The following is a 15,153-nucleotide window of genomic DNA, read 5'->3' as shown; positions in this document are numbered from 1 at the left end:
AAGTGAGAAGTGAGAAGTGAGTAGTGAGAGGTGAGTAGTGAGGAGCGAAAAGTTAATAGTGAATAATGAATAGGATGGATCATAAGGATTTAGACGTTTGGAAAAAAAGTATGGATTTGGTGGAATTAGTTTATCGGCTATCTTCACAATTTCCTAGTGATGAAAAATTTGGTTTGACAAATCAAATTCGGAGAGCAGTTGTTTCTATACCTGCAAATATATCTGAAGGGGCAGGGAGAAAGGGTGATAAAGAATTGATTCAATTTTTGCATATTGCATTGGGTTCGTTGGCAGAACTGGAGACGCACTATTTGATAGCAGTTCGATTAAAATATTGTAATATAAATAAAGAATTTGAAGGTGTGTTGTTGGAAGTAAAGCGGTTATTAATTGGTTTTAGAAATTACATTCAGAGTAAATAACCAAGCTTCTCACGTCTCACTCTTCACTTTTCACTCTTCACCTCTCACTAGTAACAATTAAAACATTTCGATAAGCTCAAGGAGAAATTTTAGATATAATAACAAAAAGTGTGATGAAAGCGGAGAAGAGTAGTCAACAAAACATGGATTCAAATCGATTGCATTATGATAAACTTTATCAAAATGTAAACGTGGATTCTATACTTAAAGTATTAGATAATTTAGAGACCTATATGGCAACTGTTACATCTACACATATTAGTTGGGTTGGAATGTATATGGGTGATTTTCAAAGTAAAGTGGCAGGAATGGACATTTTAGAATTAGGTTGTGGTGATTGTAGAAATGCTGCAATTCTAGCGGCACTTGGTGCGAGGGTTGTCGCAAATGATATTTCAGAACGTAGTTGTGCTATTGTAGCTGTTTTAAATGACAGCTATCCATTTAAGCATCCCATAAGATTTGTTAGTGGTGATTTTACAACGAGTGATTTGCCAGCTGAGACATTTGACTTTGTGATAGGAAAAGCTTTTTTACATCATTTAACCTTAGATTTGGAAAAAGAGATTTTGAAAAAAGTGGCCTATGTGTTGAAGCGGAGTGGAGAAGCACGTTTTTTTGAAACGGCAGTGAATAGTAAGGTTTTAGATGAATTGCGCTGGGCTACGCCCATGAACGATAGGCCCTCAAAATGGTTTCAACCCAAAGCCTTCAAGCAGTGGGAGGCATCAGACCCACATCCGCCAAGAGATAATAGTTCAGCACATTACAGCAAAGTAGGACATAAGTTTTTTAGAACGGTACAAATAACACCTTTAGGAATTTTTGAACGCTTTAATAGGTTATTGCCAATAAATCAAAATAATATGGGGCATTTCAAACGAAAAGCCTTAGAGTTTGAGGCTTATGTGCCTCTTACAATTCGTAGTTTTGGTGCCAGAAGTCAAGTTGTAATTTATAGAAACCCCAAATGATATTTTAATGACTGATATTATTTTAAAGGCTGAAAACATAAGTAAGCAGTACCGTTTGGGTACTGTAGGTACGGGCACGATCAGTCATGATTTGAACCGTTGGTGGCATAAAGTACGCGGTAAAGAGGATCCGTTTTTAAAAATTGGAGAAGTGAATGACCGCAGTACCAAAGCGGAAAGTGATTACGTTTGGGCCTTACAAGACATCAACTTTGAAGTGAAGCGTGGCGAGGTATTGGGTATTATCGGTAAAAATGGTGCGGGTAAATCCACCTTATTAAAAATTCTTTCAAGAGTCACTAGCCCTACCACTGGCGAAATCAAAACGAAAGGAAGAATAGCTTCACTATTGGAAGTAGGTACTGGGTTTCATCCCGAAATGACTGGGCGTGAAAATATATATCTGAATGGTGCTATTTTGGGAATGACCAAAAATGAAATTCATTCTAAGATTGACGAAATCATTTCCTTTTCTGGGTGTGAACGCTATATTGATACGCCTGTAAAACGCTATTCCTCTGGGATGACCGTACGATTGGCTTTTGCGGTAGCCGCTCATTTAGAACCTGATATATTAGTGATTGATGAGGTGTTGGCGGTTGGCGATGCGGAGTTCCAGAAAAAAGCCATTGGCAAAATGCAGGATATTAGCAAAGGGGAAGGGCGAACTGTATTGTTTGTGAGTCATAATATGGATTCAATTATGCGTCTATGTACTAGGGCTATATTAATGAAAAATGGACATATTATTAAAAGTGGAAAAGTTTCTCATGTCATAGATACTTATTTGAGTACGGAGTTCGGGGCAACTTCTTCTAAAGTTTGGAAAAACAAAAATGGTAATGACATTGTTAAATTATTATCTGTAAAGGCACATGATCAAGCCTTTGAAATGATTGATAATTTTAAAATCACACAAAAAATAGGTGTTACTGTTACTTATGAAGTAATAGACTCCGGACATAAAATTCATTCAGCACTTAATTTTTTTAATTCTAGCGGTGTTAACATTTTTGATTCTCATGAGAACAATACGATTCTATATCATGAGAAAAAGCAATCAGGGATTTACGAAGCAACAGTATGGATTTATGAGAATATTTTCTCAGAAGGAGTCATAGTAGTTGGAGTTGCTTTAGTGACACATGATCCTTTTAAGGTACATTTTCATGAAAGGGATGCAATTGCATTTAATGTCGTTGAAGATTTGAAAAATAGTCCAACAAGGGGGGATTATGTTGGTAGTCTTCCTGGTGTTATACGGCCAAATTTAAAATGGGAATCTCATAAAATGAAGAAAAATGATTAGATTTAATAAAATCAGTAAAGATGAAGCAGTAAAAGTTACTGTAGAATCAATTGTTAAAGGTCATCACAATGTAACTTACAAGGGAATTAGGGCAGTAAAATGCCCATTTGATTATTTAATGTACCAGATGATTCTTTGGGAGGTTAAGCCAGATTTAGTGATTGAAATTGGTACAAATAAAGGAGGAGGGGCGCTTTATATTGCGGATCTTTTGGATCTTATTGGAAAAGGAGAGCTTCATACAATAGACATTGTTAATATTATAGATCCAAAAATTAAAGAGCACCATCGAATCAAATATTTTGATGTTGGTTGGGAGGCTTATGACATTAATTTAGCTAATGGTTTTGAGAAGATTTTGATTATCGAAGATGCTTCACATCAATATATTGATACAATAGGAATATTAAACAAGTTCCACCATATTGTGTCTAAAGATTCATATTTTATTATTGAAGATGGAATTATTAATGAACTTGGATTAGAAAAAGAATTTAAAGGTGGACCACTTAAAGCTATTCGTGAATTTTTAACGACTCACCCTGAATATACGGTTGATAGAAAGTGGTGTGATATGTTTGGAAAGAATGGAACATTTAATGTAAATGGTTATTTGAAAAAGAATATATAGAATTATAAGAATGAAAAATTGGAGTGGAGAAAGGTTAGAGACATTTATTTATACTAGAGATACAATAGATCATATACACCGTTATGCTCTTGTCTCATCTTTTATTGAGAACAAAATAATTTTAGACATTGCATCCGGAGAAGGATATGGCAGTAATTTAATGAGTGAAAAAGCTTCATTTGTTTATGGAGTTGATCTAGATGAAATGACAATAACTGAGGCTAGACAAAAATATAAAAATAAAAATCTAGAATTTTTAGTAGGAAGTACAAGTGCAATTCCTTTAAATGATTCAAGTATAGATGTAGTAATAAGCTTTGAAACCATCGAGCATCATGATAAACATCATGAAATGATGATTGAAATTAAAAGAGTATTAAAGCGTGAAGGAATTTTAATTATCTCAACTCCTGATAAGCTATATTATTCTGATAAAAGAAAATTTTCAAATAAATTTCATATTAAGGAATTATATAAAAACGAATTTGTAGAATTAGTATCTGATAATTTTAAATTCTACCAATTATTTACTCAACATTATTTTAATGGTAATTCAATAATTTTAGAAGATAAAAATCAAGATAAAACATTATTTTATACAGGGGAATATTCACAAATTCAACAAATTGAATCTTGTCCTTTATATCTTATCGCGATAGCTTCCGATGATTTATTTCAAGAAAAAAATGACTCTATTTTTGAAGGTAGTCAAATTTTAAAATTAGAGATTAAGAACCAAATTAAAAATGAATCTAATAAAGTATATAATTCAAATTCCTATAGATTAGGAAATTTTATTTTGAGACCTTTCAGCTTTATCAAGAAAATGTTAAAATAAATGCTTGCTATTGTTATCCCATATTACAAACTCAAGTTTTTTGAAGCTACATTGAAATCATTGTCGAACCAATCTGATAAGCGTTTTAAAGTTTACATTGGAGATGATGCGAGTCCCGATCATCCAACGAGACTGATAAAAGAGCATGAGAAACAAATCGAATTAGTGTATAAAAGATTTGAAAATAACCTTGGTGGCATTTCATTAATAAAACAATGGGAGCGTTGTATAGAAATGACAACAGACGAAAGATGGATAATGGTTTTGGGTGATGATGATGTTTTAGATGTCAATGTGGTCCAATTATGGTACCAGAATTTTAATACTTTTAATAAACACTCAAATGTCATTCGGTTTGCAACACGAATGATATATGAGAAGAATCAAACCATATCAAAGTTATATATTCACCCCGAGTGGGAGTATTCGGAATGTTCCTACCATAGAAAATTAAAATTTGCTACGAGAAGCTCTCTATCAGAATACATTTTTCTTAAAGAATCTTGGGCAACTCATAAATTTTATGATTACCCTTTGGCATGGCATAGTGATGATAGGGCTTGGTTAGAGTTTTCAGAAGATTTGCCTATATATACCATTAATGAAGGCGTGGTTTACATAAGAGATTCTAATGTCAGCATTTCTGGTAAACAAGATAATATTCATGTAAAACGAACAGCATCTGCAATGTTTTACAAGTTTTTGGTTGATCAAAAGTTAAATAGGTTTGAAAAATTTCAACGGTTTGATATTGTAAAAGGCTATTTGGAGCGAACGTTGAACGTACGGCAATTTACATTTAAAGAATGGTGCTTTTTATGGATTTGGCATTTAAGAAATTATAACGTAAAATCATTTTATAAATTTTTAATGACATTTGTTAAAGCCCTAATAAAAAGAAAATAACTATCAAAAAAGCTATTGCATACATATTGGACCAATTGAGGATAAAAGATTTTTTGCTTAGATTTAGGTTCGAAGTTACTTATTATTACAATGAGTTATTTAATCCTACAGTCAAAGCACAACGTAAAGATTATAAAACCATACCAATCATAATTATAAGTTTTAATCAATTGTTTTATTTAAAGCAGTCATTAGAGTTTTTGACAAAAAGTAGTTATACGAATATTGTGATTTTGGATAATAACTCCACATATCCACCACTTTTGAAATTCTTCAACACCTTAAATAGTAATATTACTTTACATCGATTAGAAACTAACTATGGACATCGCGTTTTTTGGAATCAAAAGGAAATTTTTAACAGATATGCTAAGGGATATTTTGTTGTAACAGATCCTGACATAGTTCCTTTAAGCGAATGCCCACATGATTTTTTAAATTACTTTAAAATTATATTAGATAATAATCCAGAGGTTAATAAAGTAGGCTTTAGTTTAAAAATAGATGACATACCAAATGAAAATAATTTAAAAGAATCAATATTAAAATGGGAAGCCAAATTTTGGAAAAATCAGAATTTGGACGGAAATTACGTAGCAGGAATTGACACTACGTTTGCTTTGTACAGGCCAAAAAGTATTAAGCCTATCTGGCAGAATTTTTTCAAAGCTATAAGAACCAAATATCCTTACATTGCAATTCATGGTGGTTGGTATATGGACTCTTCCAACTTAACAGAAGAGCAGGACTACTATATCAAAACAGTAAATAAGTCTAGTTCATGGTTAAATTTTAAAGAAGAAGGTAAATTAAAGTCTTATAAAATAGATATTGAATAAATTGATGGATGTTAGTATAATCTTAGTAAACTATAATACTTGTGGTCTCACAACCAAAGCTATTGCATCGGTCTATGAATTTACCAAGACTATTAGTTTTGAGATTATCATGGTAGATAATAATTCAGTAGATGATTCAGTGGAATTTATTAGAGCTAAATTTCCAGACGTGATAATTATTGAAAATAATCACAATCTTGGGTTTGGTAGAGCCAATAATAGTGGCATGGAGATAGCTAATGGGGCTTATTTTTTGCTACTCAATACGGATACGTACTTACTTGATAATGCCATAAAACAAATGTTTGATTTTATGGAAAACCCAATTAATAAAAAAGTGTCTGTTGTAGGCGCTAAATTACTTAAAACTGATTTATCTTATAATGTTTCAGCAGGGAATTTTCCAAGTTATAGGTTATTCGTCAAGGGATCCTTTCTGAAATACTTTTATAAAAAATCTTTTTATTCAAACATGTATAATAATATAATCCCAACAACCTCTAAAAGCCCTTATGAAGTGGATTATGTTTCTGGAGCTGATTTTTTTGTTAGATCTGATGTCATCAAATCTGTTGGCGGGTTTGATGAATGTTTTTTTATGTATGGCGAAGATGTTGAGCTGTCTTATAGAATTAAAAAACAATTGCCAGATACTCGCCAAATGATTAATCCAGATATAAGAATAGTCCATATAAGCCAAGGCTCTAGTAACGTTCATAGTGAAAGTAGAGCTTTTAAGTTAAGAATCTTAAATAGTACGTTTTTGTTTTATAAAATAACAGAAGGTTTTTTACAAGCTAATTTATATAAAATCATAGGCCTAAAAAGATTGTATTTTTAATTTCTTGAAATAAATAAATGGAAATTTTAATTGATTTAGAAAAGATTGAGTTTCATGTAATTGATATTACCTTGACAAGTTAAATGGTCTTATTAAGAGTGTATTAGCGGTTGTCTAGAGAATTTAGAGAGCAATTTTTGTTGATTAAAAAATGAAAATTTATTTTCTATACTAATAAATTAGTGCTTAAATTTAAATTTATAAATTTTTATAAATTAAAAAAATAAGGATTTTAGAATAAAATTATTTTGAAGATACTCGTCTGTTTTGGTACTCGTCCAGAAGCTATAAAAATGGCTCCAGTATGCTATGCACTAAAAAGGAAAGGTCTAAATTTCAAAATTTGTGTAACGGCACAACATCGTGAGATGCTGGATCAAGTATTGTATTTTTTTGAAATCAAACCTGATTTTGATTTAGACTTGATGCAAAATAACCAAAGTTTGAATGAGCTTAGTGCACGGATTATTTTAGGAATTGACGCTGTTCTAAAACAAGAACATTTTGACTTAGTCTTGGTACATGGGGATACCACTACATCGACAATGGTGGCTTTATCAGCATTTCAAAATGGCATCAAAGTAGGGCATATTGAAGCTGGTTTGCGGACACATAATAAATATGCTCCTTTTCCTGAAGAAATAAATAGACAGTTAACAGGGAGACTTGCCGATTTTCATTTTGCTCCAACACCAAGTGCTATGCAAAATTTATTAAATGAACGTATCTTGTCCTCACAAATATATCTTACTGGAAATACCATTGTTGATGCCTTGCATATTGCTAAACTTAAGATCGATAGTGGTTTTATGACGCCTACTATAAATGTTTTAAAGCAAAAATTAGATTTTAATAAAAAGATTATTTTAATAACAGGACACCGACGAGAAAATTTTGGGAACAAGTTTGATAATATGTGTCAAGCACTTTTAGAGATTGCAAAACGGAAAGATGTTTATCTTGTGTTTCCCGTTCATTTAAATCCTAAAGTAAGTAACCCTGCTTTTGCAGCATTAGGGTCTCATCCTAATATCATGCTAATAGAGCCATTAGATTATGCTAGTATGGTCTGGTTGTTAGGCCAAACCACTTTGGTGATATCTGATTCGGGAGGCATTCAAGAAGAAGCACCTACTTTTGGTGTGCCTGTATTGGTTACACGTGATGTAACAGAGCGACCGGAAGGTTTAGAATCAGGTTGCTCTATTTTAGTTGGGTCATCGGTTGAAAAAATAACAAAATACGCAAATTCTATTTTAGATGACACCAAAAAAAGAGACATATTGGAAAACCCGTATGGTGATGGAACCGCTGCTATTCAGATTGCTCAACAAATAAAAATGATATTTAAATGACTGCCAAACAACGTATTTTAATAGTTGCAGAATCGATTGATGTTAATGATAGTAGTGGTAGTAAAGCAAATGTTGCTTTAATTAAAAATTTAGTTACTATAGGTTATAATGTTTCCGTGCTTCACTACACAAGAAGACTTGCAACTATTGAAGGTTTGGGTTGTACTCCGATAAAAGAAAGGAAGTTCAATGTCTTATATGTTTTAAGTCGAGTTAGAAGATTAATAAATCGACATTTTAAAATAGATATTTTCAAAAAAGTAGATGCTATATTTGGGTTTTCATTCTCTTTTTACAATGATTCAAATAGTATTGCGAAGGCTGTTAAAAGACATTATTCTAATGAAGAATTAATAATTACGCTAAGTAAAGGGGCTAGTTTCAGAACGCACCATGCTTTCTTGAGATTACCAAATCTGCATAGTAAATGGATGGCCTATGTGCATGATCCTTATCCGTTTCATTTTTATCCAAGACCCTACAATTGGATAGAAGATGGCTATAGAAGTAAAGAGCGTTTTTTTAAAGATGTTTCTGAAAAAGCAAAATATTCGGTATTTCCGAGTTTAATGCTTAGGGATTGGATGGGGAGTTACTTCCCAAATTTCATAAAAACAGGAATTGTAATACCCCATCAACATTTGTTTGGACATTCAGAAGGCGACAAGAAACTTCCGAGCTACTTAAAAAGAAATCATTTCTCAATTTTACACGCCGGTAATTTAATGAAACAGCGCCCACCAAATGGACTCATTGAAGGTTTTTTATTGTTTTTGAAAAAACATCCAGAAGCGTTGGATAATAGTCAGTTAATCTTTCTTGGAGGAGCTCCTGACCATGAACAATTACTTTTAGACTATGCATCCAATATTTCACAACTCTATTATAGTCAGGGAAATGTGCCTTATGATGAAGCATACATTGTGCAGAACAATGTGAGCATCAATGTGATTTTGGAATCAAAATCAGAAATCAGTCCGTTTTTACCAGGTAAATTTCCACATTGTGTGCTTGCTAATAAACCGATTTTGGTATTAGGGCCATTTTATAGTGAAAGCAAAAGATTGCTGGGAGAAAACTATCCTTACTGGTCTGAAGTTGATGATATAGAGCGTATTGCGTTATTATTGGGACAATTGTATGATCAATGGAAGATTGATAAAGAAAACCTTAAATTAGACCGACCAGATTTAGAGGGTTTTGTCTCTGCTAAATTTTTAGAATCACAGTTTCAAAATATTTTCCGAAATGTCAACTAAGTTTTCTATTCTGATTACAACCAAAAATAGATTAAATGATTTGAAAATAACACTTCAAAATATAGCGACTCTAATTGACAGGTATGAAATGGAGTGTATGGTTTGCGATGATGGGTCAAACGATGGTACTTCTGACTTTGTGTCACTGAATTATCCAAAAATACAGCTCATCAGTCATAAGTTGAGCAAAGGTCTTTTGTATAACAGAAATTATATGTTAAATAGAACATCAGCACTTTATGCCATTTCTTTAGATGATGATGCCCATTTTATATCTTCAAATACTTTAGAAATTATAGAGGAATATTTTAATGACAATTTAACTTGTGGATTAATAGCTTTTAGGGTGTTTTGGGGCTTGGAGCCACCCAGAACTCATGTTACATTAGACCATGCACATCAAGTAAGTGATTTTGTGGGATGTGGACATGTCTGGCGTATGGATGCTTGGAGGCTAATTCCTGATTATCCTGAATGGTTTGAATTCTATGGGGAAGAAAGTTTTGCCTCAATGCAATTGTTTAAAAACGATTGGCAAATACATTATGTACCTGAAATATTGGTGCACCATCGTGTCAATATGAAAGCACGTAAAATAGATAACGATTTTTTATTGCGACAGCGTCGTTCATTGCGCTCAGGTTGGTATTTGTATTTTATTTGCTATCCCAAGAGAGTGATGTTTATTAGATTTTTATCCAGTTTATCAAGTCAGATCAGACGGAAAACATTTAAAGGGAATATGCTAGCGACCTTGGCCATCTTTCAAGGCCTTTTTGATGTACTACGTAATCTTTCAAACATATTTAAATGCAATGTTAGGTTATCCTATAAAACCTACACTGAATTTGTTACTTTGCCGAAAGGCATTGTATATTGGCACCCAGATGATAATTACATATGAGTATAAAAGCCATTGCAAAAAAAACTTTATCTTATCAGAAAAGATTAAAGTTGAAATATCGATTTCGACACTATAAAGCGTGCTTTTATTTAAATAATTTAAATGAAATAGCAAAAATTCATAAAACTGATAAAGCTGGTGGACACCATTATGCTCAACATTATCAACACCATTTTAATAGTTATAGATTTAAAAGAATCAATCTATTGGAAATTGGTGTTGGTGGTTATACTGACCCTTATTTGGGTGCAAATTCTTTAAGAATGTGGAAAACGTTTTTTCCTCTTGCTAAAATATATGCACTCGATATTTACGATAAATCCTTTTTACAGGAACGAAGGATAAAAATTTATAAAGGAAGCCAAGATGACAAGCAATTGTTGGAAAAAATCGCTCAGGAAGCGAGTGGTTTTGATTTGATAATTGATGATGGGAGTCATATTAATGAACACGTAATAGCTACGTTTCAGTATTTGTTTCCAAAATTAAGAATTGGGGGTATATATGTTATTGAAGATACTCAAACCTCATATTGGGAAGACTATGGAGGTAGTTCAGAAAATTTAAATAAGCAAGGCACAATTTATCATTACTTTAAATCATTGATTGACTCCTTGAATAATGTTGAATTTGTAATTGATAATTATGAAAAAACATATTATGATAAACATATAGTTTCTATGCATTTTTATCATAACATGATTTTTATTTATAAAGGGATCAATGATAAGAAGTCAAACTTTGTGGTAAATAATAAACGAAGAAATGGTTAAAAAGGACGTAGCAATTATTACTACTGTAGCTAATTTCGAACTATATAATATCACTGGCAATAAATTTCCAAGAGGTATTCGAAAATATGTCATAGATGGTAAAAACGGCATGCATGGTATTCATAGTATATTATATATATTTAAAAAATTAAAAACCGAGCCAATAAAATGGTTGATTTTAGCTGATGAAGATGTGATATTTTATGATGAATCTATCGTTTTTGATTTGATTGATTATATGCAAAAAAATAATATTACCGCTGCTGGAGTTAGAGATGGCGGTGACATATCCCATAGAACTTATAATCCTTTTGTATTTAATACGTTCTTTAGCATTTTAAACTTTGAGAGCCTTCGATCTATTTGGAATGAAAAGGACGTGTTAGGAAATCAATATATCATTCCTCATGAATTTGAGGATGAATTAAAAAATTTAAAATTTGAATATTCTATCGATAGTTTATTTGAGCCTTATTATTGTTTTTTCTTGTGGTTAAGACGGCATGACAAAAATATTTTATTTCTAGATTCTGAAATGTTAGATGATGAGATTTCTAATGCGGTCTTTTTTAATGATGCCAAAATTTTAGTGCATAGTTGGTACGCAAGGTCATATGGTGTTAATAAAAACCACACAGATAGAATAAATGCATTAGTTTCTCCTTCTGATGTGCAAAAAAATACTACGTTTGAATATGTGCTTCTAAAAGATAAGACGTTTAAGTCGCGTCAAATATTTGCAAAATATTTGCGTAAAATACAAATGAGGTTAAAATGACTAAATCTAAAAATAAAGTTGCCATGATAAATAGAGGTAAATCTAAATGTTTATCCAGTCAGAATAGAGCATTACCAGAAAGTGTTTTTCTATTGCCACTATAGTATTATCATAGCTGCATTGACATATAAATTTATAAATGTTATTTTGCAGGCGTAGATGCTAAAAGTATTGAAAACGTTGATTAACATTTAGTGCTTTGCTTATTCGTAGATTACTACCTACAAATCTTTTGAGACCATGGGTGTTATTACAAGAGCCTAAAACAAGATAGTAAAGGAGATCCAATGGCAATACTTTTTTTAATTTATATTCAATTTAAAAAGGTGAATTCAGATTCGTCCTTGTTATATATTTGAGGTAATGTTTTTTTTAGTTCTTCCTGATGTTTTATGTTATCCTCTGTGCCAAAATGTTGAAATACTGAATTTTAAAAGATTTAACTTTATACCTTTAAAAGCTTAATTATTTTATATGACATTAATTATCGCAGAAATAGCACAAGCTCACGATGGAAGTTTAGGTATGGCGCACGCCTATATAGATGCTTTGGCAAAAACTGGAGTTGATGCTATTAAATTTCAAACTCATATTGCTGATGCAGAGAGCAGCAGTTTTGAACCCTTTAGAATTAAATTTTCAAAGCAGGATAAATCCCGATTTGATTATTGGAAACGCATGGAGTTTACTCTTGAACAATGGAAAGAATTAAAAGCACATTGTGACATTGTTGGACTTGAATTTATGAGTTCGCCATTTAGTAATGCAGCTGTAGATTTATTAGAATCAATTGGTGTAGAGCGTTATAAAATTGGTTCTGGGGAGCTTACTAATTTATTATTACTTGAGAAAATTTCACAAACGAAAAAGCCTGTGATTTTATCTTCAGGGATGAGTTCTTATAAAGAGTTGGATAGTGCGGTTTCATACTTAAAAAAACGTAGCGTTCCATTGTCAATTCTACAATGTACTACAGCCTATCCAACTTTTCCTGAACAATATGGATTAAATGTGATACAAGAGTTAAAACAAAGATATCAGGTTACGGTAGGCTATTCTGACCATTCTGCAAAAATGGAAACGTGCATTGCCGCTACAGTTTTTGGCGCCGAAATTTTAGAGTTCCATGTGGTGTTTAACAAAGAAATGTTTGGGCCAGATGTGTCGGCATCATTGACTGTAACCGAAACAAAGTGCTTGGTTGAGGCCGTCAGAAATATCAACTTGGCAATGGTAAATCCCGTAGATAAAGACAATAATTTAGTTTTTAAAGATCTGAAACTTATATTTGAAAAATCATTAGCTATTAATAAGGATTTATCCCAAGGACATGTTTTGGGTTTTGATGATTTGGAAGCAAAGAAACCTGCCGAAAAAGGAATTCCAGCCGCTAAATTTATGGAGGTTATTGGAAAAACATTACAACATGACAAAGCCCAATGGGAATTTTTAAACAGTGAAGATATCGTATGACAAAACGTAAAATATGTGTAGTAATTACTGCACGCCCATCTTATAGCAGAGTGAAAACGGCATTAAGAGCAATCAATGAGCATCCTGAACTACAATTGCAACTGGTAGTGGCAGGTTCAGCCTTATTGGATCGTTATGGTAATGCCGCTGATTATATTGAGCGCGATGGTTTTAAAATAGATGAACGCGTTTTTATGGTACTTGAAGGCGAGAATAAAACCGCCATGGCCAAAACCACAGGACTGGGGGTTATGGAGCTTGCCAATGTATTTTACAATCTAAAACCCGATGCAGTTGTCACTATTGCTGATCGGTTTGAAACCATCGCCACCTCAATTGCAGCGGCTTATCAAAATATTCCTCTGGTTCATTTGCAAGGTGGTGAGGTCACTGGTAATATCGATGAAAAAGTGCGGCATGCCAATACTAAGTTGGCGGACATTCATTTTGTAGCTTCAGAAGACGCCAAAGCACGTGTGATAAAATTAGGAGAGGATGCTGATTTTGTTTTCAATACGGGGTGTCCGTCGATTGATATTGCCCATGAATTAATAAATCAGTCGGAACTTGACTTTAATCCCATTTCAAAATATGGTGGTGTAGGCGGCTTGACCGAGATGCCTGAAAACTATTTTGTGGTGTTGCAACATCCAGTCACCAATGAATACAATCAAGCGAAGTCTGATATTACAACCACCCTCAACGTTATTAACAAATTAGAAATTCCGACCTTTTGGTTTTGGCCCAATGTAGATGCGGGTTCAGATGGTACCTCCAATGGGATTCGGTCTTTTAGAGAGAAATTCAACCCCAAACATATTCGGTTTTTTAAGAATATGGATGCTATTGATTTTTTAAAACTCTTGCATCATAGCCAGTGTTTAATCGGGAATAGCAGTGTGGGAATTCGGGAATGTTCTTTTTTGGGGGTTCCTGTAGTAAATATCGGTACTCGACAACATCGGAGGGAACGCGGACAGAACACTATTGACGTGACTTATGATGGGACCCAAATTAAACAAGCAATTTTAGAGCAACTTAAAAAACCTAAAAATAAACGTAGTACAATATATGGTGATGGGGATAGCGGTAAAAGAATAGCAGATCTTTTAGCTACAACGGAATTGCGTTTTCATAAAACAATAAGTTATTAATGAAAATTTTAGGACTTATACCGGCAAGAGGAGGATCGAAGTCAGTTCCTGGGAAGAATATTAAATTACTGGGAGGAAAACCTTTGATCCAGTATACCTTTGATGTTGCTAAACAAGTAAAAGGTATTACACGTTTAATTTTGAGCTCTGATGATGATGATATTATAAGCGTTGCAAAAAAAATGGGGCTTGAAGTACCATTTAAGAGGCCAAAAGAGCTAGGACAGGATCAGACGCCAACAATAGTCGTGATTCAGCACGCATTACAATATTTTTCAACCCAAAATATTTATTTTGATGCCGTTTGTTTGCTGCAAGTCACAAGTCCGTTTAAAACAACAAGTTTTATTAGAGACGCAATTACAAAATTTAAAAGCGCAAATTGTGACTCGTTAGTTTCGGTGAGTAAAATTCCAGATGTTTATAATCCACATTGGGCCTTTGAACCTGATTCAAATAATCATTTAAAGCTTGTTACAAAAGAAGAAAAAGTTATTTCACGACGTCAAGATTTACCAACTGCATATCATCGGGATGGAGTTATCTATATAACTAAAACTACAGTGCTCTTAAATGAAAATTCGCTCTTTGGTAATAAGCTGGCCTATATTGAATCTCCAATGGAGTATAGTGTGAATATTGATTCGTACGAAGATTGGAATAAAGCAGAGGCTATTTTAATGAAAAAAGTTTAAAA

At 32.8% G+C, this 15,153-nt stretch carries 16 protein-coding genes; all 16 read left to right on the top strand.

Features of this window, described 5'->3' with window-relative positions; all coding sequences use genetic code 11:
• Window positions 1-74 precede the first annotated feature (74 nt).
• The 16 genes from JEM65_RS08005 to JEM65_RS07930 all read left to right on the top strand — a co-directional run bounded on the left by JEM65_RS08005 (window position 75) and on the right by JEM65_RS07930 (window position 15,151).
• Complete coding sequence (locus JEM65_RS08005) at window positions 75-422, top strand: four helix bundle protein (RefSeq protein WP_199598422.1); 348 nt, start codon at window positions 75-77, stop codon at window positions 420-422.
• A gap of 143 nt (window positions 423-565) precedes the next feature.
• Complete coding sequence (locus tag JEM65_RS08000; RefSeq protein WP_233530575.1) at window positions 566-1,396, top strand: class I SAM-dependent methyltransferase; 831 nt, start codon at window positions 566-568, stop codon at window positions 1,394-1,396.
• A 7-nt stretch (window positions 1,397-1,403) separates the two neighbouring features.
• A complete protein-coding gene (locus JEM65_RS07995; protein WP_199598420.1) occupies window positions 1,404-2,705 on the top strand; it encodes an ABC transporter ATP-binding protein in 1,302 nt (433 codons plus the stop codon).
• Window positions 2,698-3,336 carry a CmcI family methyltransferase gene (locus JEM65_RS07990; RefSeq protein WP_199598419.1) on the top strand — a complete coding sequence of 213 codons (639 nt, stop codon included), beginning with the start codon at window positions 2,698-2,700 and terminating at the stop codon, window positions 3,334-3,336. The genes JEM65_RS07995 and JEM65_RS07990 overlap by 8 nt, the downstream gene beginning before the upstream one ends.
• Window positions 3,337-3,346: 10 nt before the next feature.
• Window positions 3,347-4,174, top strand: a complete 828-nt coding sequence (locus JEM65_RS07985; RefSeq protein WP_199598418.1) for a class I SAM-dependent methyltransferase — start codon at window positions 3,347-3,349, stop codon at window positions 4,172-4,174.
• The gene (locus JEM65_RS07980; RefSeq protein WP_199598417.1) at window positions 4,175-5,080 is read left to right on the top strand and encodes a glycosyltransferase; all 906 of its coding nucleotides are present in this window, start codon (window positions 4,175-4,177) and stop codon (window positions 5,078-5,080) included.
• A gap of 35 nt (window positions 5,081-5,115) precedes the next feature.
• Window positions 5,116-5,919 carry a glycosyltransferase family A protein gene (locus JEM65_RS07975; protein ID WP_199598416.1) on the top strand — a complete coding sequence of 268 codons (804 nt, stop codon included), beginning with the start codon at window positions 5,116-5,118 and terminating at the stop codon, window positions 5,917-5,919.
• A 4-nt stretch (window positions 5,920-5,923) separates the two neighbouring features.
• On the top strand, window positions 5,924-6,760 hold the full coding sequence (locus tag JEM65_RS07970; RefSeq protein ID WP_199598415.1) for a glycosyltransferase family 2 protein: 837 nt from the start codon (window positions 5,924-5,926) through the stop codon (window positions 6,758-6,760).
• Between the two features lie 248 nt (window positions 6,761-7,008).
• On the top strand, window positions 7,009-8,115 hold the full coding sequence (gene wecB / locus JEM65_RS07965; protein WP_233530574.1) for a non-hydrolyzing UDP-N-acetylglucosamine 2-epimerase: 1,107 nt from the start codon (window positions 7,009-7,011) through the stop codon (window positions 8,113-8,115).
• Window positions 8,112-9,374 carry a UDP-glycosyltransferase gene (locus tag JEM65_RS07960; RefSeq protein WP_199598414.1) on the top strand — a complete coding sequence of 421 codons (1,263 nt, stop codon included), beginning with the start codon at window positions 8,112-8,114 and terminating at the stop codon, window positions 9,372-9,374. The genes wecB and JEM65_RS07960 overlap by 4 nt, the downstream gene beginning before the upstream one ends.
• Window positions 9,364-10,278, top strand: coding sequence for a glycosyltransferase family 2 protein (locus tag JEM65_RS07955; RefSeq protein WP_199598413.1), 915 nt, complete (start codon window positions 9,364-9,366; stop codon window positions 10,276-10,278). Before JEM65_RS07960 ends, JEM65_RS07955 begins: the two co-directional genes overlap by 11 nt.
• Window positions 10,275-11,051 (top strand): class I SAM-dependent methyltransferase, encoded by a 777-nt coding sequence (locus tag JEM65_RS07950; protein WP_199598412.1) that lies wholly within the window; start codon window positions 10,275-10,277, stop codon window positions 11,049-11,051. The genes JEM65_RS07955 and JEM65_RS07950 overlap by 4 nt, the downstream gene beginning before the upstream one ends.
• Entirely contained in the window at window positions 11,044-11,829 is a 786-nt protein-coding gene (locus JEM65_RS07945) for a hypothetical protein (protein WP_199598411.1), read from the top strand. Before JEM65_RS07950 ends, JEM65_RS07945 begins: the two co-directional genes overlap by 8 nt.
• 474 nt (window positions 11,830-12,303) lie before the next feature.
• The gene (locus JEM65_RS07940; protein WP_199598410.1) at window positions 12,304-13,302 is read left to right on the top strand and encodes an N-acetylneuraminate synthase family protein; all 999 of its coding nucleotides are present in this window, start codon (window positions 12,304-12,306) and stop codon (window positions 13,300-13,302) included.
• The gene (neuC, locus tag JEM65_RS07935; RefSeq protein ID WP_199598409.1) at window positions 13,299-14,456 is read left to right on the top strand and encodes a UDP-N-acetylglucosamine 2-epimerase; all 1,158 of its coding nucleotides are present in this window, start codon (window positions 13,299-13,301) and stop codon (window positions 14,454-14,456) included. Before JEM65_RS07940 ends, neuC begins: the two co-directional genes overlap by 4 nt.
• Window positions 14,456-15,151, top strand: a complete 696-nt coding sequence (locus JEM65_RS07930) for an acylneuraminate cytidylyltransferase family protein (protein ID WP_199598408.1) — start codon at window positions 14,456-14,458, stop codon at window positions 15,149-15,151. Before neuC ends, JEM65_RS07930 begins: the two co-directional genes overlap by 1 nt.
• Window positions 15,152-15,153: the final 2 nt, after the last annotated feature.

The sequence above is a fragment of the Gelidibacter salicanalis genome (assembly GCF_016469035.1).
Taxonomy (GTDB): domain Bacteria; phylum Bacteroidota; class Bacteroidia; order Flavobacteriales; family Flavobacteriaceae; genus Gelidibacter; species Gelidibacter salicanalis_A.
This window is presented reverse-complemented; position numbering and strand designations above follow the sequence as displayed.